Raw genomic sequence first — 25,175 nt, forward strand, 5'->3', positions numbered from 1 at the left:
CTTTTACGAAACTTTCGCCATACGCTGAGCGAGTTCTTCCATAGAGTGGATGTCTTGCCACGGCTTGGGCATATCACTGTAGCCGGTGAGGCCACCGATTAGTTGCTTTCCCTGAATTCCCTTCTCAGGGGAAGCGAATATCATTCCTTGAGGGTGGGGGGAGAGAGGCTCCACTCCAGCAGGCAAGCCGCGCTGAATGTCCGAAATCTGGTCTGAGATTTTTGGGGCGTTGTGCAGAAAGAGTGCAACCTTTGTTCCAGCAGGGATGCCATTGGAGAAGTCGTCGAGTGAATGAAGTGGAGTTACTCCATCCTTGGCATTAATAGGACCGCGATCTAGATCTACGTAGAGCCGATTGTCGCCCAGGTACTCACGCCGCTGAGCACCTTTATAGGGGCGATCGACTTTCACAACCATATATACCCTATAGTAGGGAGTGTTGCCCGGCTCCGAATGGAATGTTCTTCCCTCCTTGAATCCTTCAACAGTGCCGGTTGCGGTTACCTTTATAAAGTCAGCCGCCGCGAGTTCTTCTGGTGAATTATAGGGCTTGAATCGGAATTTCGAGGTTCGCAGTACAGATGTATCAATACCCTTGTCGGCGTTGATTAAGGTATTTGAACTGGGTGTCGCAGCGGTACTACCGCAGCCTGCCACCGTACTTGCGAGAACGGCAAAAGCGCACGCTCCTGCAGCGATCCATCTACGTCTAGCTGGCATCTGGATTGCCCTTTCAGTCGTAGTAGGAGTTGAAGTCGCTAATATGATGACTGCTGTATTTCTTGTTCCACCCAGCCCCCTCGTTGAGGTTTCCTTGGATCATGCAGTCGAGGAGGCCCATGCCGCCAGGTGGATGATCCCTATCATAGTCTCCCGCAAAGCCTAGCGCGTGACCGAGTTCATGACAGGCGACTTCGGCATAACCTTCTTCGTTGTTTTGCGCATCCTGTGCGATTGTCTCACCCACGAGGACCGCGTGAACCTGATCGCATTCACCTTGGTTTGACGAGCCGTCGTTTGGCCACTGGTACTTGCAATAAACCTCTCCATAGATGCCGTCTCGCCATGCGTCGAACCAGGCGACATCAGTCCTCGGATTGCCATCGCTAACACTGACATCACAGTTTGAGTGATATGTGACGTTTGGAATAGCGGACAAGGAACTGCCCGCGTAGTTCATTGCAGACGTCATGTTGTCTTTGATGTAAGCCGTAACGCTTGAGGTGAAGCAGTAGGAGACATTTCCTCCGTCTTGCATATCCCGCCAGAAATGAGTTTCACCGGCTAATGATGTTCCTGTCTGAGCGAGCATGGCCGTCATTAGCGCTGTCAAGACCACCCCTGATGCCCGCCTCGCTTTCCTCACGCTGAGTTCTCCTTTCGTTTGTGATCATCTCGGACCCTCGTCAGGGTTGCAGTTTTAAGTCCCGCTTGTCAACTATTGACTCTTTTCTACGCTTGTGCTTCACCTGGCATCGATCCAGACGGCCTGAACCGCGACAAGTCTTCGGTGAACTGGTCCGATTCTTCCTAGCCGATGTACCGCGCAAGAACTTCTGTTCGAGCACCTGCTGTCACGAGCCAAATGAGATGCCGACGCCTTACGTGACGCAATCTGCAGCTACGTGATCGACCATTTAAGGAGCCCGGGTGGGACACTGATTGCCGACGACACCTGCGCCATCGAAAGCGTGTGCAACCTCTGATTCTCGGCGGTTGCACACTGAGCCATTTTGAACCTGACACCCCTGGCCGGCTCGGCGTCACCCGCTCGCGCGGAGCGATCGGCACCGACGTCGACAACGCGTTGGCTGAGTTGTTCAACACGAGCCTCGAACACAAGGTATTTCAGGGCGCGTACCGCTGACCCGACGCCCACGCCGTTTACTGGAGACTCCTTTATTTGTCGATCGATACGGCACCTACAGGAAGCTTACGAGCTGCGCCTTAAGGTTGGAAAGGCTCACGATGAGTGTGGACCGCAACCGCGATGGGCGAACTCACGAACCCAGCGTGACCAAGACGGTTAGGTTGTTGTAACTAGTTAGCCAGGGTGGAGAGTTTCAAGAAGTTCCTATGAGTACCTGAAATTCCTGATTTAAGTCAAGCCTTGCCGTCAGGAAGGATGATTGACATGATCTAGCTTGGGAACGCAAGATTCACTGTCTGTAACCGATGCCCCCGAAAGGAGTGATGAATGCGTAGAGCGATCAGAACCGTCTTAGCTGCAGTCATCGCTATTATCATCGCCGCTGTCACGGCGATCTCCCCCGCAGTCGCAGACCAATGGCCATTCGATGGAATCCTGCCGGACAAGAGTACTCACAGTTACTGCTACACCACATCGGTTCAGGCGGACCTCAAGTCCTACATTCCGGGCGCCATGAACTACCTCGCAAACGCGACGACCATTCCTGGAGTTCCTTTCCACTCACCTTGCGAGACCACGAACTCAAGCAGCGACGGAACCCCCGCAACCGACGTCGCATGGTTCGATGTCTGGGTCGAAGGTTCCTATGGTCAAGCTGTATGCAAGGTCTGGACAGCATCAAACCCTGATGTCTGCGACCAGCGCCACGCTCGGGTCAACGGTAACCTCATACGAGCAAGTAGCGACCCCCACCATCAGTTCATCAAGACTGTTTGCCATGAACTGGGCCATACGGCGGGTATCGACCACTATTCCCCTCTCGCAGGCCCGCCTGAGCCGCCAGGCGCGTTCGGTCAGCCGCAAGATTGCATGGCCAGCGGGGACGTCACCGTTATTGGCAACCCGGGCGGATCGTGGATTCACACTTACAATCCCCATCACATCGGCGACGCGAACCCTCACTGGGCCTAATCATATGAAAAGAGGAAAATGGTGAGAAGACATGTAGTTCTCGCGCTCACCCTCGCTACGGCCACGGCTCTCTCCGCTTGTGGTGGAGCCGGTAACATCGCTACTGGGAAAACGAGCCAAAAGCAAAATCAGGCTCACGACGCAGAGCAAGTAGGAAAACTTGATGTTTCTCTACTCCGAGTCGTACATTCCGACTTTTCTGCTTACAAATCGCCGGAAGCGCTAGCTGCAGATCGGCCCATTGTAGCCGCCGGCGTAATTGACGGCTGGCAGCAGGGCCCCATCCTGGAAAGCTACCCGAACGGCCCACTGGACTACCGTGCTGTACTGAGGGTACGCGTCACGGAACCCCTCAAGGGCGTCAAGGGACGAGAATCGATATCCAACGGGCTCATCTATGTCGAGCTCGACCAGGGCGGAGTCGTCAGTGACCCGTCGATTCCAGTCGACCAGTGGAAACCACGTAAGTCCATCGAGGATTTCGAGAAGGCTCTACCAACTGGCACCAAGATTCTCGTCTTTCCGCGAGAGCGTCCTCGCCACGAGATGCCGGTTCGCAGTCCTGGCGCGCCCATCCCCCCGAAGGCGAAACTCATGGTTGTGCCTCCGCAAGGACTGGTGCTTGAAGACCCCCAACTCCTACAAAGGCAATCCGGTAACACCACCGCTCTGGTAGGCGGTCAAGAGCGCTTAAGTGCGGGCGGTGAAGCCTGGTCTAGGCTAAAGAACATGAGTGAGCTCATTGCGCATTTGAAACAAAAAGGGTTCAGTGAATAATCCTATATCTTGAGGACGCCGTTGGTTGGCCCTTATGGCTCCCCACTGTAGCAATGGCGCTTCATGTGTGGTGTTCTTTCGATTGCATGTCTGTGTCAAGGTCACACCTTACGATTGGTTCACTTCCCAGGCCCACTCTCCGGTGCCCGGTGCGTAATTTTTCCGAGACCGCGCCGGGTATCGCGAAGCGGCTTTGGCTTACCTACATGTCTCCGTCCTCTTAGGAAAAGTCGGCATGGCGAGGAGATATTTCCTGAGTTCCGCCGCAAGGTCCTGTGTCTGGCGAAGAATGAACGGACTGTAAGTCAGGCGGCCCTTGATCCGCAGATCAGTGACCAGATGATCCAAACTGGCGCAAGCAGGCGTCAAGCCAGGCAGTAAAATTCCTGCAAGCGACGCGCTGATCATTTCGGCGTGGCATATCTGCACTGTGCCAGTAGCCACTCTGTGTCGAATCTCGTTATGACCTCCTTTTAATTTCTATTGAATTCGGTGGGTTGCATCCAGCCGACGGAGATGAGGAGCTTTGGGCAATCGTCCGTTACCTCGCAAATGCATTATCGGGATAGGGATCCTAGCTGTCGTGCTGGTGGCCGGCCTTCCTGCTTATCCCGCCTTACCTGCTGCCGCCGCTCTGACGGCGCCACTAGCCCAGCCGTCACCGCTGCTAACAGCCTTATACGCCGCCCAAAAGCAGCAGGTTCCCATGGAAATCGAATCCGAGCGCACCGAGCGGTCTACCAGCTGGGCTCTACCCAATGGGCTGGTACGTACTGAACTGTCTTCCGGGCCTGAGCGAGTGAAGAGAAACGGCGCCTGGGTGCCAATCGACACTACGCTCGAGCAGCATGGCAGTGTCTTCAAGCCACGTGTGGCCAAGGCGGACATCGAGATCTCGGCGGGCGGCGAAGCCGCCGTCGCCAAGCTCAAGCACAGCCCTTACAGGTCTTTCGGCGTCCGCTGGGCCGAAAAATTGCCCGTCCCAATCGTCCAGGGCAACACCGCAACCTACCGCAATGTCGTGCATGGCGGCGACCTTGTGGTCACCGCCCTGCCCACCGGCATCACCCACGACGTTGTTCTCCGTGAGCGCCCCTCTTCCCCGCTGCGGATCCCGATGCCGTTGGATTTGATCGGAATCAAGTTCGCCAAGGACAAGCACGGCCGACTGCGGCTGAACGACAACTTCAACTCGCTGCTGGCCTCCGCACCCGCCCCGCAGATGTGGGACGCGGCGGCCGATACCTCGCCGGACGCCGGACGACGCATGCAGGTTGACACCGAGGTCATCCAGGAGCAAGGCAAGCAGGTGCTCGTGCTCAAGCCCAATGCTGCTTTCCTCAACGATCCGGCCACCCAGTATCCGGTCACGATCGATCCGTGGACGACCTTAGCCATCAAGACCGACACCTTCGTCTCCTCTGACTACACCACGGGGCAAAGCGCCTCCACGTGGCTGCACGCCGGTAAGTTCGGCAGCGGTGCCAAGACCGCGCGCAGCTATCTGAAGTTTGAAACCGCTCCCATCTTGGGCTCGCGTATTGTCAACGCCGACCTGCGGATGTGGAATTACAAGTCCAACACCTGCGGCACGTCGGTCGGCTCGGGCATACAGGTACGCCGCGTCACCTCCTTTTGGAAGTCGGCAGATCTGACCCTGACCAGCCAGCCGCCCACTACGAGCGAGGACGCCGTCACACTCAAGGCAGCGGCCGGTGATCCCGACTGCGCCAGCGGCGAGCTGTTTTACTCGATCGAGGGCATCACCCAGGACTGGGCCGACGGCAAGCCCGGCTACGGCGTGCAGCTGCGTGCGGCCAGTGAAACCGACGCAAGCAACTGGCGAATGTACTACTCAAGCGAGAACAGTGACACCGCACACCGGCCCAAGCTGGTGGTCGACCATGAGCCTCGCGCCACTGACGTAAGCCTGTCAGGCGGAACTGTCAACCTGCGCTGGGGCGGGCAAAGCGGCGCCACCGCCTACCTGCTCTACGACGACAACGAGAGCGTCGAAGTGTGGCGCGGCGAGGCCACCAGCGTGAACCTGCCCATCCAAGCACCGGCCTACCGCAGCCTGATTGCCAAGGCAGTCACCGCCACCGGTATCAAGGACATCGCCAAGTTCCTCATCACCGTGCCGGCGGCTGATTCGGACCAAGCACCAGTACTGGTGGCGACCAACACCACCAACAGCATCATCGACTGGCAGCAGCCTGACGGCGGCGACCCGGCGGCCGAGGAGGAGTACCGCTTCACCGACCCGACACAGACCGAGACCATCCTGCCGGAGCCGATCGCGTACGCCGCGACCAAGCTCGGCGAGAGCGGCAGCTACCAAATGGAGTCCGGACCAATCATCCCCGATGGCCAAGACCCCGGCAGCTTCCCCGTCGACGTCGAACCCACGGTGGACCCCCCCGCCGACGAAAGCGGAGATGGTAACGGTGAATCCGATCCGTACACGCCGCCGGTGCCGGAGGAGGTGTCCACCGAACCGGCCAACCTGGCCTACGGTGTAGAGATCACTCCCGAGGCGGCACCCGAGCCCGAGACCCAGCCCGCGATGGAGCAGAGGTCCGGGACCACCACTTCTGGAGCGACGGCCACGTCCTCGGCGGCGCGCGCCGCCAAGCGGATCGTCCGTTCCTGGACCACCTACGAGAACTACATTCCGTGGGGTTGGATCGACGGACCGGAAATCATCGGCCAGTGGGTCACCTGCCAGACCGGTGCTGACTGGTGGTACACCGGAGACGGCCGTGGCGCCGGCTTCAACACCGGCAAGTACCGTACCCGCGCCGCGGTCAAGTACGACTGGAGCAACCGTCGTAACACCACCTACAAGCACATTCGCAGTACAAACCGGTACAAGCGGCTGAGCAACGGCTCGATGCAGTTCAACGCCAGGAAGACCGCCAGCGGCAGCAAGTTCCACGTACGGTCGCTCTCCAACACCGGCCGCTACGGCCGCGTGGTCATCGAGCACAGTGTGAACGACCCGTTCTGCTCCTCACTGGCCGACGTCACCTACGCCAACCAGCAGGACATGTACCAGAACGGCAAACACTGGCTGTACGGCAGCCACGACAAAATGCCTACTCACGAGATGTACCGTCAAGATATCTACTCCGATGGCACCAGCAGCGTGCGGAAGATCTTCACACATAAGCTCAAGAAACCTACCTGCCTGGTGTCGGCCGTTCCTGGTTGCGGAACCTGGCGCTACCAGTACGTCAGGTAAGCCTGATGCATAGGCCGCTCACGGTCCGGCGGTAGACGGTTTAATCTTGCGGGGCGGGCACACACGCGCCCGCCCCGCGCCGTCCAAGGAGTACTTCTGTGCGCAACCGTTGGTTGGCTGCTGTCCTCGCTGTGGCGAGCCTGGCCTTCTTCGGCTACTGGTCCGTGTTTCTCGCGGCCTGGGTTGGGTACACTCCCACCCCGCCAGGCTGGGGCCGGACCATCGAAAGCATCCCAGCCCTCCTCGCCTCTCTGCTCTGCGGGCTGATAGCGATTGCGTCCTTCCGCTGGATCTTGCGATGGCCTGTACGATCTTGGTGGCTTTTGCTGGCCGTACCTTGGCCCGTATGGCAATTTGTCGCCGTGCTTTTATCTACTAATCTGATCAACAGACCCTGAGCCTGGATCGACGGAGCCGGTTTTGAGTCGAATGCTCAACAACTGAAAAGAGTGCCCTTTGGTCTGGGGTAATGGGAGTTCGAAGTTCGGGGCTCCCCTCGGCCAGGGCGTCGAAAGCTGCAAGGATCTGCGCCTTGTAAGCCTTGGTGAAGGTGCGCCGCCTGGGCCGCTCCGGCTGCTGGGAGGTCACGCGATCATCCTGCCCGGTCATGGCGGTCTGGTCAGCGAGGGTCATCGTCACTATCTGGCCGTCCTGTCTCACCCTGCTTCACATTAGAAGAACTCATATGTCCGGTGTCTCACAGCAGTCTGATAGAGAGGGGTGAGATCCACGTTGAGTCCCGCGGTAGCTATAGCGCGCCGCGTGTGCATGCGGAGCTGACGCTCGGCCTGGGGCTGGCGGTGAACCGCAAGCGCGTTGAGCGGCTCATGCGCCAGGCCGGGCTACGGGGCGCCTACCGGCGGCGGGGTCGCCGCACCCCGGTCAACATCGCGACCGAGGAGGACCTGGTCGGCCGGGCGTTCACCGTCTCGGCCCTCAACCGGCTCTGGCTGACCGATATTACCGAGCATCCCACGAGTGAGGGAAAACTGTATTGCGCGGTGGTCCTGGACGCCTGTTCACGGCGGATCATCGGCTGGTCGATGGAGGGGCGCCAGACGACGGAGCTGGTCGTCAACGCGCTTTCCATGGCCGTGACTCGTCGTACTCCGGACGGTGGATCGACGATTCTGCATTCCGACCACGGCTGTCAATTCACGTCCTGGGCATTCGGGCAGTGACTCGGGAAGGCCGGGTTATTGGGATCCATGGGGACGGTCGGTGATTGTTTTGACAACGCGATAATGGAATCGTTCTGGGGAACGATGCAACTCGAGCTGCTCGCACCAAGAAATGGGCAACAAGGGCAGGCTTGGCCAAGGCGGTGTTTGAATGGATCGAGTGCTGGTCGCGGAAAAGCGCATCGATCCCTGACAATTGCCAGCGCGAACGAGCGTGGTCGTTTAGGAACTGACGCAAGTGACGTTTCATCGACTCAGGCGGATTCTTCGGCGTGCCGCTCATCGGGCCGTCCAAGAAATCAACCACGCTGCTCGGTGAGCCAGGGTGAGGAACGAACCCTGGATCGTCGATCGCCCCCAAGCACGTACGGCGTCCAACCGTGCAATGGCGATCGTAGGGCTGCATCTGTGCGGCGGCGTGGCAACCCCGGTCGGGGCATTCGATTGGTACGGCGGAGCCGGTGTGCGGTGCCCGGCCCGGTGTCCCGCCGCCGTTCGGGACCGGCCCTCAGGCCGCACGCCCGGACGGCGGGCGGGCAGAGGGCCGGGGGTACGGCGGCGCGCCGCGCCGCCACTTGATACCTATGAGAACAATTCGGCAATGACTTGGGGCGTGCTCGACCAACGGACTGTTGCTCAGGGCTTCGGGAAGAGGTTGAGCACCTCGTTGAAGCTGGTGGTGAGGCTGTCGAGCAGGGCCTTGCCTTTTTCGGCAGTGGCCAGAGACGGCCGGCCGATGACTCCGCTGTCGGTGTAACCCTGCATGCCCTTGGTCAGGAGATGGCGGCGGTCGTCGGCGATCCAGTCGGCGGACTCGTAGCCAGCGCGGATCACCTCGGGGTAGGCATGCAGCAGCAGGGAGGTTTCCAGCTCGCCGGCGTGCATGTCCTCGTGCATGGAGCTGGTGAGCCCGGCAGCGTCTCGGGCCTCGTTCCAGTCCTCTCGTGAGGGGAACAGTGCCATGCGGCGTCCTTCGGCGTTGCCCTCCTGGACGACGTTGCTCAAGACGTAGTTGCCGCCGTGGCCGTTGACGACGACCAGGGCCGTTGGACCGGAGCGGGTGATGGAGTCGTAGACGTCGGTGACGATCGCGTGCAGGGTCCGTGCGGAGATGCTGGCGGTTCCGGGCCATGCGCTGTGCTCGTGAGAGCAGGAGATCGTCACCGGCGGCAGCAGCAAGACAGGGTAGGCGTCGGCGATCTGGCGGGCTATCAGGGTCGCCACGATGGTGTCGGTGCTGAGCGGCAGGTAGTCGCCGTGCTGTTCGAAGCTTCCGACGGGAAGGATCGCAACGTCGGCGTTGCGGTGTCGTTCCTCGGTCGTGGTCGCGGTGGGCAGCAGGGGAATCACCGGTCTCCTCGTGGCTGGGGTACGGGCAGGGAGAAGGACTTCAAGAGGATTCCGAGTCTGGTGAGCAAGTCTGCCAGGTAGGCATCTGCCGACCATCGCGCCAGGTGGTCGTGCAGCACGGTGAGCTGAGCGGCGACCCGGCTGGAGCGGAGAGCCTGCGTGCGAGAGAGGGCTTCTTCGGTCACCGCACAGGCTTGCTCACGCTCGCCCGCTATGGCGTAGGCGGTGGCCATGCGAGCCAGGAACAAGACGTGATCACGCGTCTGGCTGGAGTCGGCCCACTGGGGCCGGCTGGCTTCGAAGACGGGGATGGCCGCGGTGGCCTCGCCCAGCAGGACGCGGGTCGCACCGGTCTCCATGGCGATGTAGGCGGGAGTGCAGTACGGGGCGCGGTCGCTTTCGCTCTGCGTCGTCCCTGCGGTGGCTTCGGCAAAGGCCATCTCCGAATCGCGGGCGGAGTCTGCTGCCTCTCCCAGGTGGGCGTTGGCCGCCGCGCGGGTTCTCAGGACGACCGCTCTGAGCCGGGGGGTGAGGGCTTCGGGATGGGCCAGGGCCGTGTTCGCCAGTCCAAGGCCGTGGCCGTAGTCGCCGGCCTCGGTGGCGATGATGCTTTTGCGCATGAGGATGTAGGAGATGACGCGCTGGTCTCCCAGTTCCATAGCGTAGTCCAGGGCCTTGTTGGTCCACATCGTGGCGCCGGTGAAGTCACCCAGGTCTTGGTGAAGCCATCCGCAGAACTCCAGGAGTTCACTGGCGAAGTTCAGAGCTTCGGCGCGGTCGGCTCCTCGGGTCACCCGGCAGACCTGCCCGACCACTGGGACGTGGTCCCGTACGGCGTTGATCACGAGTAGTGGCCCCATGATGGCCTCGGCCTGGATATGGCCGGTGAGAATGTGCCGGAGTCCGGATATGACGGGGCGGCTGGATGCTCCGGTCAGGTTGGCCAGGTACGGCGTCAGCGGGCCGGTACGTGATGACGGTTCCACGTCATCGGACGGTGGTGCGGGTGATGTGTGCTGGTGGGCGCTGACAGTGTGAGGCCGTCGCGGTGCAAGGCCGAGAGCCAGCCTGGCGGAATCGGGCATGTCCAGGCCATCGGCGACGCGCTCGAACACCTCGAACGAGGTGACCCTGATCGTGCCCCTCATGATCTCGCTGATCTTGCCCTGGCTGAGGTTCACGGCGGTGCCGATGCGGGTTTGGCTGACCCCGGCGTATTGACGGACCAGTTGAAAAACCTGGCCGATATTGCGATTTTGGAGAGCCGTTAGCATTTCGGGACGCTGCCACAGTTCCGGCAAGATAACGACTGGTTTAGTCGCATCTGCTGGCATACGTGCTATCTCCCTTTGTGGCCTCGACTTCCGAATACCCAACGCTTGCCGCTGGAAGTTATCCCGTCAAGGGATATCGACTATCCGGGGCAGGGATTCCGGCTCGGGATGGGTTCGACAGTCCCTGAGGGCGAACCTTGATCCATGGTTGCCGAGGATGAGTCGACGGGTCAGGGATGTGGAGCCTGCTGTGGCCGTGGCTGGCGGTGGATCCGCCGGAGTCGCGCCGATGTGGAGTGCCGCATCGACGGCCAGGTGGTCAAGCCGGTCCGGATCGCGTGCTTCGACTGCCTGGGCGCCGGCGAGGTGGCGGCCTGATGAGCGGGCATGAGATTCCGGCCATCAGTCGGCAGAAGGCGATCACGCCGGTACGGGTGGCCCGACGTCTGCGCGATGAACTGTCGGCGTTGAACATCGCCTCGGACGTTCACGACGGGTACGGGCTGGCATTGGTGTCGGTCTGGTTCGGGCTGGTGGTGTGGACCGATGGCCGGGTGTTTCGCTGGTGGGCCGGAGAGCAGACGGGCCAGGCTCGTTATCAGCGCTATGCCTTCTGTCCCGCGAGCGATCCGGTGACCGCCGCGCGCCGGGTGGCCGATCGTTGCCTTGAGCTTCGCAAGCGGGGACCGGTTCCGGTTCCCGGGCCGAGTGGGTGTGCTCCGCAATGATCGAGCTGACGGGCTGCCTGAGCCCTCACGTGTCCACACCCCAGGGCGGTCATACGCGGCTGGTCTGGCTGAGCCCTGACAGAGGGACCGAACGACTGCGAGTGATCACCTGGACCTGTCGCTGCCGGGCCACGCTGTACGAACTGTGCCAGGCCGGAGGGCGAGGCTTCATCCGGCGCACGCTTCAACTGGACGGTAGTCCCGAAGTTCACGAGACCTATCGGTGGCCGATCCGGCAGGCCAGCGATATATGGAGGGCGTTGCTCTCCGGGGAGGCCCGGTAGGCGGACGTGGTGGCACGGCCGGCCATGATCGGTCGTGCCACCGCGTTGCGGGTGAGAACTTCCTGTCGACCGAAGGGCTTCGCACCGTCAACATGCGCTGATAGCCTGCTTGGCTAGACAAGCATGTTGAATGTGAGGCTCTAATGTCGTTTGAGTACACGCCTCCCAAGTACGCGCAGTTGATCGCCGAGCTTGAACGGCGTATCGACTCCGGTGAGTATCCGGCGGGCTCGCTGCTGCCCAGCGAACACACGCTCATGGCGGAGTTCGGCATGGCGCGGCCCACCGTGGTCAAGGCTCTCGGCGTCCTGCGCGATCAGGGATGGATCGTCACCCAACAAGGCAAGGGCCGTTTCGTACGCGGTCGCCCGGCGATCCCCAAGGACCAGAAGGCGCGCACGGGCCGCGAGCTCCTCGACCGGACAGAAACCCAGGCCACGAGCAAGCTGCTGGTGGCCGGACCGGTGGAGGCTCCCAACCGCATCGCCGCCTACCTCGCCCTGGAGCAGAAATCCACGGTCGTGCTGCGCAAGATCCTGGTGGAGCGCGACGGTGAGCCCACCGAGATCTCCAGCACCTGGGTTCCGGCCGATGTCGCCGAAGGCACGGCGCTGGCGGAGTCGGCCGATCTACGGCAGGGCATCCGGCGCTACGTGGAGAGTGCGGCCGGCGTCTCGCTGGATCACATCATCGAGCACATCACCGCGCGCAACCCCACCCCTGAGGAGCGCAAGCTCCTGGGTGTGAAGACCTCGGCCGCGTTGCTGGCCGTGTACGCCGTCGCCTGTGACGCGACGGGCAAGCCGTGGGTGGTGGTGGAGACCGTACTTCCCGGTGATCTCCACGAGCTGGAAGACGCCTACCCGATCCGGTAATCCAACTTTCCTCATGAAGCCCGCTTGGTGCACTTGACTAACCAAGCGGGCTTCGTGCTTAATAAAGACTCAACTTGGTCAGTCAAGCAGACTGAGTAGTCAAGAAGGAGAGTGTTGCACCATGGCCATCCAAGGCCCGATCCCCGTCAGCTTCGACCAGGTCTTCCCGCACGGCTGCTACGTGGTCGGCGAGGTCGAGCAGGTCAAGGACTTCACCGCCTCGACCGGCGGACGCACCGTCTACGCCAAGGACAAGACCACCGGCGAACTCGTCTGGCAGGTCGCCGTCATGGACGCCGACCCCACCCTCAAGGCCGGACAGAAAACCGTGGCGGTCAAGATCCTCTCCCCGGTCCAGCCGGTCCCCCCGCCCCCGCTGCCCGGCCTGCCGTTCGTGCCGGTGGAGTTCGACGGCATGACCGCCACCGCCTACGTCGCCGAAAAGACCGGCCGCCTGGCCTGGTCCCTACGCGCACGAGCCATGCGCGCCCCCCGCTCCGCCACGGCTCCGGTCAAGGCATCGGCCGGTAAGGAGATGGCGGCGTGAAAGAGCACCGGCCCTACACCCGCGCCGTGGTGAGCGTCGACGAGAACGGCACCCGGCTCGACACCTCGTTTCGCACCCCGCACCTGTCGGTCATGGCGCTGGGCGCCGACGGTGAACGCCCCTTCCTGCACCTGTCCTCCCGCGAGGCCCAGGTGATCATCTCCACCACCGGCGGCGGACCGGTCACCGCACAAGACCTCACCCTCGCCCGGCAGATCGCCGACGCCGCCGCGCGCTACCTGACCTACTGCGAGCTCCTGCACACCGGCCAGAGCGCCACTCCGATGCTGCCGGGCCTGGAGGTCACGGCCTGACACGCAAGCGGGGCCGCCAGAACTGGCATTCCGGCGGCCCCTCGATCTCCCCAGACAGTGAATCAAGAGAGGACCCAAGCCTAATGTTCAAAAAACTGCCCGGCGACGAAGCACGCACCCTCGTCACCACCACCCCCGACACCGCCGTAGTGTTCCGGCCGGCCGTGGTGCGCACCCCGGCCATCCTCACCATCACCATCTTCCTGTGGCGCCTGCTGACCGCAATCACCCGGCTCATCTGGCGCCACCCCATGGCCTTGGCCCTGGCCGCTGTCCCGGTCACGCTCACCATCGTGTACGGCTGGCGCCTCGCCCTGGTCGTCGTCATCGCCGCCGTGTCCCTGCTGGCACCGTGGCCGTTCTTCGACCGGTCCTCCTTCAACCGCTGGATCGGCTGGCGACTGCTGGCCTTCTGGCGCCTGGTGTGGGTCTACCGCCGTCACTGGCAACCGGTGATGATCATCTCCGGACTCGGCCGGAACCTGCGCGGCCGGGACTACCTGCCTCACATCGTCCACGTCACCTGCACCTCGTGGGCCGACCTGGTCACGGTGAAAATGATCAGCGGACAGTCGGTCAAGGACTGGACCGACCGCATCGACCACCTCGCGCACGGCTTCGGCGCCACCTCCTGCCGGGTCACGGTCGCTCGGTCGGGGCGCCTGCTGCTGGCCTTCCCCCGGCGTGACCCGCTGGCCACGCCCTTGCCAGCGCTACCGATCCCTGAGACGGCATCGGTCGGGCCGGTGGAGATCGGCCGGTGCGAGGACGGCACTCCGTGGCGGCTCAAGGTTCACGGCACTCACGTCCTGGTGGCTGGCGCCACCGGAGCGGGCAAGGGCTCGGTCATCTGGTCCACCATTCGCGGACTCCTGCCCGCGGTACGGGCGGGCCTGGTCCAGGTCTGGGCGCTGGACCCCAAGCGGATGGAACTGTCCTTCGGACGTGACCTGTTCGGCGACCGCTACGCCGCGAACCCGGCCGACTGCTCCGATCTGCTGGAAGCGGCGGTGAAGGTCATGCAGGAGCGGGCCGACCGGTTCGCCGGACTCCAGCGCTCCCACATCCCAACCGTTGATGACCCGTTCGTCCTGGTAGTGGTCGACGAGGTGGCGTTCCTGACCGCCTACCAGTCCGACAAGGGCCTCAAGCTCCGCATCTCCGCCGCACTGGCCACGCTGACCACCCAGGGCCGCGCGGTCGGGTTCGGCGTGATGGCCGCGCTCCAGGACCCCCGCAAGGAGGTCATGAACGTCCGCAACCTGTTCCCCGACAAGATCGCGCTCCGACTGGATGAATCCGAACAGGTGGACATAGTCCTCGGCGACGGCGCTCGGGATCGCGGGGCGCTGGCCGATCACATCTCTCCGGTTCCCGAGCAGGGCGCGGGCATCGGCTACGTCCGCCTGGAGACCTCACCCGAGTCGATCCGTGCCCGTGCCGGCTACGTCTCCGACGCCGACATCCGCGCCATGGTCGCCGACTTCGCCGAGGAGGCAACCCAGTGAAGATCATCATTCAGGGCACCCTCGCCGAGATCGACACGATCCCCTTCCGCCTCCTGGGCACCCTGTCTGACTCCCCGCCACGGTTTGAGCTGGTGCTCTCCGACCTGGTCAACATCCGGCTACGTCGTGACCCCTACAGCGCTGCTTACCGCTTCACCGCCGACGTGCTCGCCCGAGAGGAGGACATGTGACCGACACCCCCACTTCCCCATCCGCCCCTTCCCCGGACGGCTCCGACCGCACCCTTCCCCGTCTCGTCCGTGACACCCTGCCCGTCGCCCTGGACGTCGCGGTGGAGGTCGCCAAGCTCCACGGCGTGTGCATACGCCCGATCGAACTGCGGCGCCTGGACACCCACACCGGCACGGTCGAGTCGTTCAACATCCCCTGCGGTGCCACCCAGGAAGCCAAGTGCCCGCCGTGCGCCATGCGCAACAAGCAACTACGTAAGGCTCAGTGCCGTGAGGGCTGGCATCTGGAGGCCGAGCCCGTCGCCGACCCCCACCCCTCCACCGACGACCAGAAATGGCTGATCGAGTTCCGGGCCGACGTACAGGCCAAGCGGGACGAGGCCGAGCGCAACGGGGAAGACACCCTCGACTGGGACGAGGCCATCGCGGGCATCGACGCCGAGATCAATGCCGCCGGGATGCGCGGCAACATCCTGGGCGGCCGATCAATCCCCAAGCGCTCCCGCTCGACCAGACGCCGACAGGACGCCCCCGACCTGCCCAAGCGGGCCAAGCAGGACACCACCCTCGGGCGGACGTTCATCGCCTCCGATGGCAAGGTCTATCGGCCCTCGCTGTTCGTCACCTTGACACTTCCCTCCTACGGGCGCGTGCGCAACGGCGTCCCGGTCGACCCGGCCACCTACGACTACGCTCGCGCGGCCCGCGACGCCCTGCACTTCTCCAAGCTCGTCGATCGCTTCGTGCAGAACCTTCGCCGGGTGGCCGGCTACGACGTGCAGTACTTCGCCTCCGTCGAACCCCAAAAACGCCTCGCCCCGCACCTGCACATGGCCATCCGCGGCACCATGCCCCGCGCGGAGGTCAAAGCCATCGCCGCCGCTACCTACCACCAGGTCTGGTGGCCATCGGTCGACGAAGTCCGCTTCGACGGCGACCACCTGCCCATCTGGGCGCCCCGGGCCGAACGCGCCGAGCCCTACCCGGACGGGCAGAGCGGTGACTACCTCGACCCGGCCACCGGCGAACTCCTGCCCACCTGGGACCAGGCACTCGACCAGCTCGACGTCGACGAGACGGCCGAACCGCTGCACGTGGTCCGCTTCGGTCCTCAAGCCGATGTTCAGGGTGTCCTGGCCGGATCGCCCGATGCCGACCAGTGCCTCATCTACCTGTCGAAGTACCTGACCAAGAACCTCGGTGATCCCCTCGATGCCAAGGACGTCGGCGACCACGCCCGCCGTGACCACGTCACTCGCATGGTCGAAGCGCTGCGCTACGAGCCCTGCTCACCCACCTGTGCGAACTGGCTGCGCTACGGCATCCAGCCCAAGGGCGCCAAAGCCGGCATGCTGCCGGGCCGCTGCAAGGGCAAGGCGCACAAGGCCGAACACCTCGGCTACGCCGGACGGCGCGTCCTGGTCTCACGCAAGTGGTCCAACAAAACCCTGCGCGAACACAAGCAGGATCGTCGGGCCTGGGTGCTCGACATGCTCGGCCTGCCCGACGACACCGTGACCGACCCCCACCGCTACGTCTGGCGGCCGATCTCCTCCAAAGACCCCAATCGAACGCCACTGGCCAAACGGCTGCTGCGCGAGGTCGCCAACCGTCGACGCACCCGCGCACGCCTGATCGAACTTCAAGCCAGAGCAGACGGACGACCCATCGGAGATCTTTCGGCAATCGAGACTCGGGAGGCAGCGTGAGCAAGAACCGCGACCAGCTCATGACCGTTCCGGAAGTCCTCGACGAACTCGGCGGGGTGTCCCGGCGCACCTTCTACCGCTGGCGAGAGACCGGCCACGCTCCGCAGGGCCTCAAGCTCCCGAACGGCGAGATCCGCATCTACCGCAGCGACTTCACCGCCTGGCTTGAGACCCTGCGGGAGGCGGCGTGAGCACCTCGTACAAGGTCAAGTTCTGGGGCGTCCGCACCAACACGAAACCCCAGGGGCAGGGCAAGAAGCCGCGCATCGTTTCGCACACCGTTCGCTGGACCGTGGGCAACCGAGAGAAGTCCGCGACCTTCAAGACCAAGGGACTGGCCGAGAGCTTCCTGTCGCAGCTGCGGCAGGCGGCGAAGAACGGTGAGGCTTTCGATCTGTCGAGCGGTCTGCCGGCGTCGATGGTTGAGGCGAAGGACGCGCGCACCTGGTACGGCTTCGCCGTGGCCTACGTGCACGCCTGGTGGCCTCACGCGGCGGCCAAGTCCCGGGAGGGCATGACCGATGCGCTGGCCAACGTCACCGCTGTGCTGATGAACGACCTTCCGGGCCGACCCGATGCTGAGACCATCCGGCGGGCGTTGCGAGAGTTCTCCTTCCTTCCGGAGGACCGTCGCCCGGTCCCCTCGCCGGAGATCGCTCGCGCGGTGCGATGGCTGGAGGCGGCCTCGCTGCCCCTGAGCGCTCTGGAGGAGGCTAAGCACACGCGGGCGGCCCTGGAGTCCCTGGCGCTGATGCTGAACGGCAAGGCGGCGGCCACCTCGACCTACCGTCGCAAGCGGGCGGTCTTCCATCACGTGCTGGAGTACGCCGTGGAGTTGGGGGAGCTTCCGGCGAACCCGCTGCACAGGGTCAAGCTCCGCAAGGCGAAGTCTGGTGGTGAGATCGATCGGCGTTCGGTGGTCAACCCGGCTCAGGCTCGTGAGCTGCTGACCGCGGTGACCTACGTGGGCCGGTCGCGGGGGCAGATGCTCGCGGCGCTCTTCGCCTGCATGTACTTCGGTGGTCTGCGCCCGGGGGAGGCGGCAGGACTCCGCAAGAAGGACTGTCACCTTCCGGCGTCCGGCTGGGGGCTGCTCACCCTGGAGAGGACCAAGCCGCAGAGCAACAAGCGGTTCACCGACTCGGGGGAGACCCATGATGAGCGCGGTCTCAAGCACCGGGGCGAGAAAGAGACGCGGCCGGTGCCGATCCCGCCGGAGCTGGTGGCCATCCTGCGTGATCACATCGACCGTCACGGCGTCGCCGCCGATGGCCGGCTCTTCCGGACCCGTACGGGTGGGCTGATCTCCGGATCGGCGTACGCCAAGGTCTGGAAGGAGGCTCGGACGTACGCCTTCACTCCCGATCAGGTGGCCTCACCCCTGGCGGGCAGGCCGTACGACCTGCGGCACGCGGCGGTCTCCCTGTGGCTCAACGCCGGGGTACACGCGCCGGAAGCCGCGGAGAGGGCCGGGCACGGGGTGGACGTGATGCTCAGGGTCTACGCCAAGTGCATCGACGGCCAGCGCGAGGTGGCGAACCAGCGCATCCTGGCCGCGCTCGTCACGTGACACGGATCATGCTCCATGGAAGGACCCCGGGACCCCTCGGGGTCCTTCGTCGTTTCAGCCCCGGAATCGCTCCGCAGAGCTCCGGAAACCCCGGGCTCACCTGGGAAGACGCGGCCTCCCGTATTCCGCGTATGTTCCGCGACCGGTGGCATACGGCTGCTTTCGCCTACCTGCGGCTGCATGACGGGTTCGGGCCGCGTACAAGCAAAAGACCAGGTCAGCGTGTGGATGACCTGGTCCCGGCAGCGCACCCTGCAGGATTCGAACCTGCGACCGTCGGATTAGAAGTCCGATGCTCTATCCAGCTGAGCTAAGGGTGCTCCCGCTCAATTGTGCATGATCCGGGGAGTGCCCACGTATCGGTTTCTCGCCTGTGTCGCGAAGGTCACCCCATGATTGCGTCATCTCCCGGCGGGTGGCCTTCCCTCCACCTGGTGGGGACGGGGTGCCGGCCGTGACGCGGAGGCCTTCCGGGACGCGGGACGGGGCGCCACCGGCTTCCGGATGTCCCGTCGGGCCGAGGCGGTCTGCCCGAATCATTCCCGTGCGGGGACGGACCGGTCTACGCTCGTATGCCATGTTCGCCGTCACGGTCCACGAGGAGATCCCCCTCCTGGGGGGTGATGTCACCGAGGGCGTGGTGCGCGTCGGGGACACCGTACGCCGGCCGCGCAGGGCCTCCACGGAGTCGGTGCACGCGCTGCTGCGTCACCTGGAGCGGTCCGGGTTCGAGGGTGCTCCCCGGGCGCTGAGGGTGGACGAGCTGGGCCGGGAGGTGCTGAGCTACGTCGAGGGCGTGTCCGCGGCCAGGCCGCTGCCCGCGTACGCGCTCACCGGTGAGGCGCTGGCAGCGCTGGCGCGGTTGCTGCGGCGCTTCCACGACGCGGCCGAGGGGTTCGTCCCGCCGGAGGGGGCGCGCTGGGAGGCGGGGTCCAACGACGACGCGGTCCCGGCCCTGGTCGGGCACTGCGACGTCAACCTCGACAACGTGATCTTCCGTGACGGGCTCCCGGTGGCATTGATCGACTTCGACATGGCCAGGCCGACGACCAGGCTGTTCGACGTGGTGACCACGCTGCGGCACTGGGCGCCGATCGCCGATCCGGTGGACCTGGAGCCGCTCCAGCGCGAGCTGGAGATCGGCCCGAGGCTCCGGCTGTTCTGCGACGCGTACGGCCTGTCGGCCCGTGACCGGCGCCGCCTGCTGGATCTCGCCCGGCTGCGCTTCGACCGCTCCTACCACGCGATGCGGGCCAAGGCCGAGGGCGACTCCGCGCGTGGCGGGTGGGCGCGGATGTGGGCGGGCGGGGCTGGTGAGCGCATCCGGCGGGCCTGCGCGTGGCTGGAGAGCCACCAGGATGAGCTTCATGAGCATCTGGTCTAGGGGATCGAGGGACGGGCGCCGGCGCGGGCCCGGCAGGGCCGAAGGGCTGGGGATGCTCGCCGGTGTCGCGATCGACGCGGTGCTCGCCGATCCCCGGCGCGGGCACCCGGTCGCGCTGTTCGGCACCGCCGCCGCCGGGGTGGAGCGTCGGCTGTACGGCGACGACCGCCTGCGGGGCGTGGCGCACGTGGCCGCGTGCGTCGTCCCGGTGGCGCTGCTCGGCCTCGCCGCGACCAGGCCGCGCGACCCGGTGGTGCGGGCCGCGCTGAGCGCGGCCGCGACCTGGGCCGTCATCGGCGGCACCACGCTGGGCCGGGAGGGCACGGCGATGGCCTCCTTCCTGGAGGACGGCGATCTGGCCGGGGCGCGGGGGAGGCTGCCGCACCTGTGCGGTCGCGACCCGTCCGGGCTGGAGGCGGCGGGACTGGCCAGGGCCACCGTCGAGTCGATCGCGGAGAACACCTCCGACGCGGTCGTGGCGCCGCTGTTCTGGGGGGCGGTGGCCGGGGTGCCCGGCCTGCTGGCGTACCGGGCGGTCAACACGCTGGACGCGATGGTCGGCCACCGGAACGCGCGCTACGAGCGTTTCGGCTGGGCCGCGGCCCGTCTCGACGACGTGGCCAACCTCGTGCCCGCCCGGATCACCGGACTGCTCGCCGCGCTCGCCGCCCCCCTGGCGGGAGGGTCGGTGCGGCGGGCGGCGGCGGTGCTGCGCAGGGACGGCCACCGCCACCCCAGCCCCAACGCGGGCCGCTGCGAGGCGGCCTTCGCGGGCGCGCTGGACCGCACGCTGGGCGGGGTGAACGTGTACGGCACCCGCGTGGAGCACCGGCCGGAGATGGGCGACGGGCCCGCACCCGAGGTCGCCGACATCCGCCGGTCCGTGCGGCTGGCGCGCGCGGTGGGGCTGGGGGCCGCGGCCCTGGCGGTCGCGACCCTGCTGCGGCGCCGGTAGACGCGGGGGCAGGTGGGTGGTGAGGTGACCCGGACCGGCATGCTGGTCGCCATGATGGTCGACTTCACCGGAGGACCCCCCGCGGCCCCGATCCGTCCCGTTCCGATCCGCCGTACCGGGGCCGGAGCCGTGGCGTGAAGGGGGCGCTGCTGGTCGCCGGGACCACCTCCGACGCGGGCAAGAGTGTCGTCACCGCCGGGATCTGCCGCTGGCTGGCCCGCCAGGGCGTGCGGGTCGCGCCCTACAAGGCGCAGAACATGTCGCTGAACTCGTTCGTCACCGCCGACGGAGCGGAGATCGGCAGGGCGCAGGCGATGCAGGCCGCCGCGTGCGGGCTGGAGCCCGCCGCGGACATGAACCCGATCCTGCTCAAGCCGGGCAGCGACCGGCGCAGTCAGGTCGTGGTCATGGGCAGGCCGATGGCCGAGGTCGACGCCATGGAGTACTGGGACGTCAAGGAGCGGCTCCGCCAGGTCGCGGTGGAGGCGCTGGAGCGATTGCGCGGCGCGTACGACGTGGTGGTCTGCGAGGGCGCGGGCAGCCCGGCGGAGATCAACCTGCGCAGGGGGGACATCGCGAACATGGGCCTGGCCCGCGCCGCGAACCTGCCGGTGATCGTGGTCGGCGACATCGACCGCGGAGGGGTCTTCGCCTCGCTGTACGGGACGGTGGCGCTGCTGGAGCCCGCCGACCAGGCGCTGATCGCCGGGTTCGTGGTCAACAAGTTCCGCGGGGCGCCCGAGCTTCTCGCGCCCGGCCTGGACATGATCCGGGACCTGACCGGCCGCCCGGTGTACGGGGTGCTGCCCTGGCTGGACGGCCTCTGGCTGGACGTCGAGGACTCGCTGGCGCTGGAGAACCGGCCCGCGATCGGGACGCGGGCCCCGCAGGGCCGGCAGACCCTGCGGGTGGCGGTGGTACGGCTGCCGAGGATCTCCAACTTCACCGACGTGGACGCGCTGGCGGCCGAGCCGGGGGTGACGGTCCGCTTCGTGACCTCGCCCGGCGAGCTGGAGGACGCCGACCTGGTGGTGCTGCCCGGCTCCCGGGCCACGGTCTCGGACCTGGCCTGGCTGCGCGCCACCGGCCTGGCGGACGCCCTGCCGGGGCGGGCGGTGCTGGGGATCTGCGGCGGCTACCAGATGCTCGCCAGGACCGTCCGCGACGACGTCGAGTCCGGCGCCGGTGCGGTCGAGGGGCTGGGGCTGCTGCCCGCGACGGTGGAGTTCGCCCGGGACAAGACGCTGGGCCGCCCGGTCGGCTCCGCGTACGGCCACCGGGTCGAGGCGTACGAGATCCACCACGGCACGGTGACGGCCGACGGCGGCGAGCCGTTCCTGGACGGCTGCCGGAGCGGCTCGGTGTGGGGGACGACCTGGCACGGCGCCCTGGAGAACGACGGCTTCCGCCGGGCGTTCCTCGCCGACGTGGCCGCGGTCTCCGGGCGGGACTTCGTCCCGGCGCCGGACGTGTCGTTCGCCGCGCTGCGCGAGGAGAGACTGGACGCGCTCGGGGACCTGATCGAGCGGAACGTCGACACCGGTGCCCTGCTCCGGCTGCTGGAGGGCGGAGCGCCGGCGGGGCTTCCGACGCTGCCGCCGGGCGGGGCCGGGCGCCGGGCCCCGGACTTCTCGGGCGGCGGCTGAACGGACCTCCAGGGGGGTGGGTGAGCGACTTCTCCGGTGGTGGGTGAGCGGGTTCCCTGGTCGAGGGTGAGCGGACTTCCCGGGTGAGCGGGTTCTCTCCGGCGTCGAAGGAGAGCCGGTGCTTTCTGCGGGTAAAGTCGTCAGTGCCCTCGCCGGTCTCGGCGGGGGTGACAGGGGAGGTCGCCGATGGGCCGCTTCATTATGGTGCTCTTCGTCATCGCCGTGATCGCCGCGGTGGTCTTCGGGGTGGTCCTGCTGATGCGCGCCTCCGCGGCCCGCGCGTCCGCGGCGCGTGAACCCGCCGCCGACGACCCGAGGGCGATCCTCAAGCGCCGCTACGCGGCCGGGGAGATCGACGAGGACGAGTACCTCCGCCGCATGTCGGGCCTGTCCCAGGACTGGTAGGCCTTCGAGACCCGGGCACGGCGGCCGGGGTCAGAGCGTGGGGGCCGGGGCCGGGCGGTTCTCGGCGATCCAGGCGTCGATCTCGTCCCAGTGGTCGAAGAGCCAGCGGATCTGCTCCTCCCGGTCGCGGGGCACGTCGGCCGCCTGGACGCGCCACCACTTGGCCTTGATCGCGGTGCTGACCGGGAGACGGTGCCAGATGTCGCCGAGGGTGATCAGGTCGTCGAGGCCGGTGTGCGCGACGAAGACCACGTCCGCCTGCGGGCACGCCTCGATCGCGGCGATGGCCCCGTTGGGGCGGGGGGCCATCAGGTGCTCCAGCCGCCGGGCCCGGGCCGCCTCGGCGGCCAGGCCCTTCTGTTCCAGCCGCAGGATGGCCCGCCAGCGGCGTTTCGGGGTGAAGTTGCCCCCCTCGGGGAAGATCACCAGGGCGTCGTCGGCGTCCATGTCGGAGGACAGGCGGCGGATCTCGTCGAGGATGCCGCTCTCGGCGACCCTGTCGGGGACGAAGGCGTTCGGCAGGCGGTTGATCACCACGTCCAGCGAGGGGTCGAACTGCAGGGCCGCCTTCATCACGATCCTCGGGCGCCTGTCGTAGCCGGTGAGGAGGTGATGGATGAGCAGGAACGAGTCACCCGGGCCGGCATGGCGCGACAGCACGATGACGGGGCGGGTCAGGCGCCGGGAGAGCTCGTCGGCGGTCGGTACCGGCTCGTCGACCTCGACGCTCAGGCGGAAGATCCGTACGGCGGCCTCGTAGATCTTGGCCAGGAACCACCGGATCAGCTCGTAGTGGCGTTCCTGGTACTCGTCCCGGTTGAGGCGGGCGCCGAACCCGTTGGCCACCCACAGGCCCAGGCAGGCGCACAGCAGCATCGACTCCAGCGTCAGCCAGGCCACCGCGAACCAGACGAGCCGGGTGCCGCGCCGCTGCGGGGGTGGCAGCCTGAGCGAGGCCGCGGTCACCACCAGCAGCCAGATCGGGAGCGTGATCACCGCGCCGACCGCGAGCACGACGATCAGCGGGGCGAGGACCAGGCGGCGGATGATGCGAGGAGGCAGCACGAGCGGCTCCTGCCGGTGCGGGGGTGCGGTGTGGTCTTGGGTTCCTCACGAGCGGTGTTCGGGCGGTAAGGCGGTGGCCGGTCGGTAGGGCGATGAAGCAATGGCTGGTCGGTGAGGCGGCGGCCGGTCCGTGGAGCGAGGAAGCGATGAAGCGGTGGCCGGTCGGTAGGGCGATGAAGCGGTGAAGCGGTGGCCGGGCGATGAAGCGGTGAAGCGGTGGCCGGGCGATGAAGCGGTGAAGCGGTGGCCGGGTGGTGGAGCGGTGATCGGGCGGCCGGACGTGGGTGGGTGGTTCAGGGGGTGCCGACGGGCCCGGGCGGGTCCGATCGGCTCCCGGTGGACGCCTGCTGGGCCAGGTAGTCGGCCGAGGCCCGGTACGCCCGTTCGATGTATTCAGATATATGCGATAAATCCCGATAACGCAGTTGGGAGAGGTCCAGTCCCGGGCGTGACTCGCCCCCCGAGGGCAGCACGTGAACCTCGATGTCGCCCGGCAGGGTGGCCATCTCCTCGGTGAAGCGGTGCCGCCGGGCGATCTCGAAGGCGGTCATGCCGACCTCCCACGGCCGCTTCGGCACCGTCAGGGGACGCTCGATCCGGCCCACGTGCAGGACGTAGACCCGGCGCGCGCCGAGGGCGACGGCACGGCCGATCGGGATGCTGTGCACCAGCCCGCCGTCGAGGAAGTGGTCGTCGCCGATGCGGATCGGCGGCAGCAGGCCGGGAACGGCGCAGGAGGCCAGGACCGCCTCGACCACGGGCCCCTCGGTGAACCAGTGCGCCGCGGCGCGCTCGACGCAGGCGGCCACGCACTGGAACGGCACGGCCAGGTCCTCGATGCGCGAGACCGGGAGCGTCCGGGCCAGCAGGCCGCGCAGGGGTTCGGCGGAGTGCAGGTGGGTCCCGCTCCTGGCGAGGGTGGAAAGCCGCGTCACCCACGAGCCCGCGAACGCGGTACGGACGATCTCCGAGCTCCACAGGGTGGTCAGGCGCGCGACCGCGTCGCCGGGGGCGGCGGCCACCACGACGCCGTTCAGCGCGCCCACGGAGGTGCCGACGATCACGTCCGGCTTGATGCCCGCCTCGTCGAGCGCCCGCAGCATGCCCACCTCGTGGGCGCCCATGACGCCTCCGCCACCCAGGACGAAGGCGGTGTCCACGCTCATCGGTTCTCCTTGGGGGTGGAGGAAACGCGGCACGGCGCCGCGCGATCCGGTGTGGGCATCACCCTAGACGGCGCCGGGGACCACCGCGCCCGCGGTCCGGGTCCGGGGCCGGAGGGCAGGGCACGCCCGACCCCGCCCCGCACCCGCCCCGCACCGGCGA

At 66.0% G+C, this 25,175-nt stretch carries 25 protein-coding genes and 1 tRNA gene; 19 read left to right on the forward strand and 7 right to left on the reverse strand.

Annotation, left to right across the window (positions count from 1 at the left end; translation table 11 throughout):
* Positions 1–3: 3 nt before the first annotated feature.
* Together ACLQ2R_RS30995 and ACLQ2R_RS31000 are read right to left on the reverse strand one after the other, a co-directional pair.
* Complete coding sequence (locus ACLQ2R_RS30995; RefSeq protein ID WP_425964609.1) at positions 4–720, reverse strand: hypothetical protein; 717 nt, start codon at positions 718–720, stop codon at positions 4–6.
* A 13-nt stretch (positions 721–733) separates the two neighbouring features.
* Entirely contained in the window at positions 734–1,321 is a 588-nt protein-coding gene (locus ACLQ2R_RS31000; RefSeq protein ID WP_425964611.1) for a hypothetical protein, read from the reverse strand.
* A 372-nt stretch (positions 1,322–1,693) separates the two neighbouring features.
* On the opposite strand from ACLQ2R_RS31000, the gene ACLQ2R_RS31005 reads away from it, so the two are divergent.
* The 5 genes from ACLQ2R_RS31005 (at position 1,694) to ACLQ2R_RS31025 (ending at position 8,044) form a co-directional block, all read left to right on the forward strand.
* On the forward strand, positions 1,694–1,867 hold the full coding sequence (locus ACLQ2R_RS31005; RefSeq protein WP_425964613.1) for a hypothetical protein: 174 nt from the start codon (positions 1,694–1,696) through the stop codon (positions 1,865–1,867).
* A gap of 330 nt (positions 1,868–2,197) precedes the next feature.
* Complete coding sequence (locus ACLQ2R_RS31010) at positions 2,198–2,842, forward strand: hypothetical protein (protein ID WP_425964615.1); 645 nt, start codon at positions 2,198–2,200, stop codon at positions 2,840–2,842.
* Between the two features lie 18 nt (positions 2,843–2,860).
* On the forward strand, positions 2,861–3,619 hold the full coding sequence (locus tag ACLQ2R_RS31015; RefSeq protein WP_425964616.1) for a hypothetical protein: 759 nt from the start codon (positions 2,861–2,863) through the stop codon (positions 3,617–3,619).
* Between the two features lie 583 nt (positions 3,620–4,202).
* Positions 4,203–6,863 carry a DNRLRE domain-containing protein gene (locus tag ACLQ2R_RS31020; protein ID WP_425964617.1) on the forward strand — a complete coding sequence of 887 codons (2,661 nt, stop codon included), beginning with the start codon at positions 4,203–4,205 and terminating at the stop codon, positions 6,861–6,863.
* Between the two features lie 692 nt (positions 6,864–7,555).
* Positions 7,556–8,044, forward strand: a complete 489-nt coding sequence (locus ACLQ2R_RS31025) for a DDE-type integrase/transposase/recombinase (RefSeq protein ID WP_425964619.1) — start codon at positions 7,556–7,558, stop codon at positions 8,042–8,044.
* Positions 8,045–8,680: 636 nt separating this feature from the next.
* Here ACLQ2R_RS31025 and ACLQ2R_RS31030 read toward each other — a convergent pair.
* Positions 8,681–9,394, reverse strand: coding sequence for a creatininase family protein (locus ACLQ2R_RS31030; protein WP_425964621.1), 714 nt, complete (start codon positions 9,392–9,394; stop codon positions 8,681–8,683).
* Positions 9,391–10,695, reverse strand: coding sequence for a helix-turn-helix domain-containing protein (locus ACLQ2R_RS31035; protein ID WP_425964623.1), 1,305 nt, complete (start codon positions 10,693–10,695; stop codon positions 9,391–9,393). Before ACLQ2R_RS31035 ends, ACLQ2R_RS31030 begins: the two co-directional genes overlap by 4 nt.
* Before the next feature lie 177 nt (positions 10,696–10,872).
* Between ACLQ2R_RS31035 and ACLQ2R_RS31040 the strand changes: the two genes are divergently transcribed.
* From ACLQ2R_RS31040 to ACLQ2R_RS31085, 10 genes are all read left to right on the forward strand, one after another.
* Positions 10,873–11,046 carry a hypothetical protein gene (locus tag ACLQ2R_RS31040; protein WP_344891883.1) on the forward strand — a complete coding sequence of 58 codons (174 nt, stop codon included), beginning with the start codon at positions 10,873–10,875 and terminating at the stop codon, positions 11,044–11,046.
* Positions 11,046–11,396, forward strand: coding sequence for a hypothetical protein (locus ACLQ2R_RS31045; RefSeq protein ID WP_425964625.1), 351 nt, complete (start codon positions 11,046–11,048; stop codon positions 11,394–11,396). Before ACLQ2R_RS31040 ends, ACLQ2R_RS31045 begins: the two co-directional genes overlap by 1 nt.
* A gap of 427 nt (positions 11,397–11,823) precedes the next feature.
* Entirely contained in the window at positions 11,824–12,555 is a 732-nt protein-coding gene (locus ACLQ2R_RS31050; RefSeq protein ID WP_425964627.1) for a GntR family transcriptional regulator, read from the forward strand.
* A gap of 121 nt (positions 12,556–12,676) precedes the next feature.
* A complete protein-coding gene (locus ACLQ2R_RS31055) occupies positions 12,677–13,102 on the forward strand; it encodes a plasmid replication, integration and excision activator (RefSeq protein WP_344891892.1) in 426 nt (141 codons plus the stop codon).
* Positions 13,099–13,416: a hypothetical protein gene (locus tag ACLQ2R_RS31060; protein ID WP_425964629.1), complete on the forward strand. Its 318-nt coding sequence runs from the start codon at positions 13,099–13,101 to the stop codon at positions 13,414–13,416. The genes ACLQ2R_RS31055 and ACLQ2R_RS31060 overlap by 4 nt, the downstream gene beginning before the upstream one ends.
* Positions 13,417–13,499: 83 nt before the next feature.
* Positions 13,500–14,924 carry an FtsK/SpoIIIE domain-containing protein gene (locus ACLQ2R_RS31065; RefSeq protein WP_425964631.1) on the forward strand — a complete coding sequence of 475 codons (1,425 nt, stop codon included), beginning with the start codon at positions 13,500–13,502 and terminating at the stop codon, positions 14,922–14,924.
* Entirely contained in the window at positions 14,921–15,115 is a 195-nt protein-coding gene (locus ACLQ2R_RS31070; RefSeq protein ID WP_425964632.1) for a hypothetical protein, read from the forward strand. Before ACLQ2R_RS31065 ends, ACLQ2R_RS31070 begins: the two co-directional genes overlap by 4 nt.
* Entirely contained in the window at positions 15,112–16,824 is a 1,713-nt protein-coding gene (locus ACLQ2R_RS31075) for a replication initiator (protein WP_425964633.1), read from the forward strand. The genes ACLQ2R_RS31070 and ACLQ2R_RS31075 overlap by 4 nt, the downstream gene beginning before the upstream one ends.
* Positions 16,821–17,015, forward strand: coding sequence for a helix-turn-helix transcriptional regulator (locus ACLQ2R_RS31080; protein ID WP_425964635.1), 195 nt, complete (start codon positions 16,821–16,823; stop codon positions 17,013–17,015). Before ACLQ2R_RS31075 ends, ACLQ2R_RS31080 begins: the two co-directional genes overlap by 4 nt.
* On the forward strand, positions 17,012–18,394 hold the full coding sequence (locus tag ACLQ2R_RS31085; RefSeq protein ID WP_425964636.1) for a tyrosine-type recombinase/integrase: 1,383 nt from the start codon (positions 17,012–17,014) through the stop codon (positions 18,392–18,394). The genes ACLQ2R_RS31080 and ACLQ2R_RS31085 overlap by 4 nt, the downstream gene beginning before the upstream one ends.
* Positions 18,395–18,640: 246 nt before the next feature.
* Here the strand turns inward: ACLQ2R_RS31085 and ACLQ2R_RS31090 are convergent.
* Positions 18,641–18,714 (reverse strand) — tRNA-Arg (locus ACLQ2R_RS31090).
* A 257-nt stretch (positions 18,715–18,971) separates the two neighbouring features.
* Between ACLQ2R_RS31090 and ACLQ2R_RS31095 the strand changes: the two genes are divergently transcribed.
* The 4 genes from ACLQ2R_RS31095 to ACLQ2R_RS31110 all read left to right on the forward strand — a co-directional run bounded on the left by ACLQ2R_RS31095 (position 18,972) and on the right by ACLQ2R_RS31110 (position 22,784).
* Positions 18,972–19,778: a phosphotransferase gene (locus ACLQ2R_RS31095; RefSeq protein WP_425964637.1), complete on the forward strand. Its 807-nt coding sequence runs from the start codon at positions 18,972–18,974 to the stop codon at positions 19,776–19,778.
* Positions 19,779–19,830: 52 nt separating this feature from the next.
* Complete coding sequence (locus tag ACLQ2R_RS31100; protein ID WP_425964792.1) at positions 19,831–20,733, forward strand: cobalamin biosynthesis protein; 903 nt, start codon at positions 19,831–19,833, stop codon at positions 20,731–20,733.
* 134 nt (positions 20,734–20,867) lie between these two features.
* Complete coding sequence (locus ACLQ2R_RS31105) at positions 20,868–22,379, forward strand: cobyric acid synthase (RefSeq protein WP_425964639.1); 1,512 nt, start codon at positions 20,868–20,870, stop codon at positions 22,377–22,379.
* Positions 22,380–22,565: 186 nt separating this feature from the next.
* Positions 22,566–22,784 carry an SHOCT domain-containing protein gene (locus ACLQ2R_RS31110; RefSeq protein ID WP_425964641.1) on the forward strand — a complete coding sequence of 73 codons (219 nt, stop codon included), beginning with the start codon at positions 22,566–22,568 and terminating at the stop codon, positions 22,782–22,784.
* A 30-nt stretch (positions 22,785–22,814) separates the two neighbouring features.
* Here ACLQ2R_RS31110 and ACLQ2R_RS31115 read toward each other — a convergent pair whose 3' ends face one another.
* Together ACLQ2R_RS31115 and ACLQ2R_RS31120 are read right to left on the reverse strand one after the other, a co-directional pair.
* A complete protein-coding gene (locus ACLQ2R_RS31115) occupies positions 22,815–23,849 on the reverse strand; it encodes a 1-acyl-sn-glycerol-3-phosphate acyltransferase (protein WP_425964642.1) in 1,035 nt (344 codons plus the stop codon).
* A gap of 293 nt (positions 23,850–24,142) precedes the next feature.
* Positions 24,143–25,015 (reverse strand): patatin-like phospholipase family protein, encoded by an 873-nt coding sequence (locus ACLQ2R_RS31120; protein WP_425964643.1) that lies wholly within the window; start codon positions 25,013–25,015, stop codon positions 24,143–24,145.
* Positions 25,016–25,175: the final 160 nt, after the last annotated feature.

Origin of the sequence: Streptosporangium sp. DT93 (genome assembly GCF_049844535.1) — a bacterium.
In the GTDB taxonomy this organism is placed as follows: Bacteria; Actinomycetota; Actinomycetes; order Streptosporangiales; family Streptosporangiaceae; genus Streptosporangium.

Coding starts and splice junctions, on each gene's coding strand:
- ACLQ2R_RS31000 (WP_425964611.1), bottom strand. CDS start 1,321: ATGACGGCCATGCTCGCTCAGACAGGAACATCATTAGCCGGTGAAACT.
- ACLQ2R_RS31040 (WP_344891883.1), top strand. CDS start 10,873: ATGGTTGCCGAGGATGAGTCGACGGGTCAGGGATGTGGAGCCTGCTGT.
- ACLQ2R_RS31015 (WP_425964616.1), top strand. CDS start 2,861: ATGGTGAGAAGACATGTAGTTCTCGCGCTCACCCTCGCTACGGCCACG.
- ACLQ2R_RS31095 (WP_425964637.1), top strand. CDS start 18,972: ATGTTCGCCGTCACGGTCCACGAGGAGATCCCCCTCCTGGGGGGTGAT.
- ACLQ2R_RS31110 (WP_425964641.1), top strand. CDS start 22,566: ATGGGCCGCTTCATTATGGTGCTCTTCGTCATCGCCGTGATCGCCGCG.
- ACLQ2R_RS31100 (WP_425964792.1), top strand. CDS start 19,831: ATGCTCGCCGGTGTCGCGATCGACGCGGTGCTCGCCGATCCCCGGCGC.
- ACLQ2R_RS31010 (WP_425964615.1), top strand. CDS start 2,198: ATGCGTAGAGCGATCAGAACCGTCTTAGCTGCAGTCATCGCTATTATC.
- ACLQ2R_RS31065 (WP_425964631.1), top strand. CDS start 13,500: ATGTTCAAAAAACTGCCCGGCGACGAAGCACGCACCCTCGTCACCACC.
- ACLQ2R_RS31120 (WP_425964643.1), bottom strand. CDS start 25,015: ATGAGCGTGGACACCGCCTTCGTCCTGGGTGGCGGAGGCGTCATGGGC.
- ACLQ2R_RS31055 (WP_344891892.1), top strand. CDS start 12,677: ATGGCCATCCAAGGCCCGATCCCCGTCAGCTTCGACCAGGTCTTCCCG.
- ACLQ2R_RS31045 (WP_425964625.1), top strand. CDS start 11,046: ATGAGCGGGCATGAGATTCCGGCCATCAGTCGGCAGAAGGCGATCACG.
- ACLQ2R_RS31050 (WP_425964627.1), top strand. CDS start 11,824: ATGTCGTTTGAGTACACGCCTCCCAAGTACGCGCAGTTGATCGCCGAG.
- ACLQ2R_RS30995 (WP_425964609.1), bottom strand. CDS start 720: ATGCCAGCTAGACGTAGATGGATCGCTGCAGGAGCGTGCGCTTTTGCC.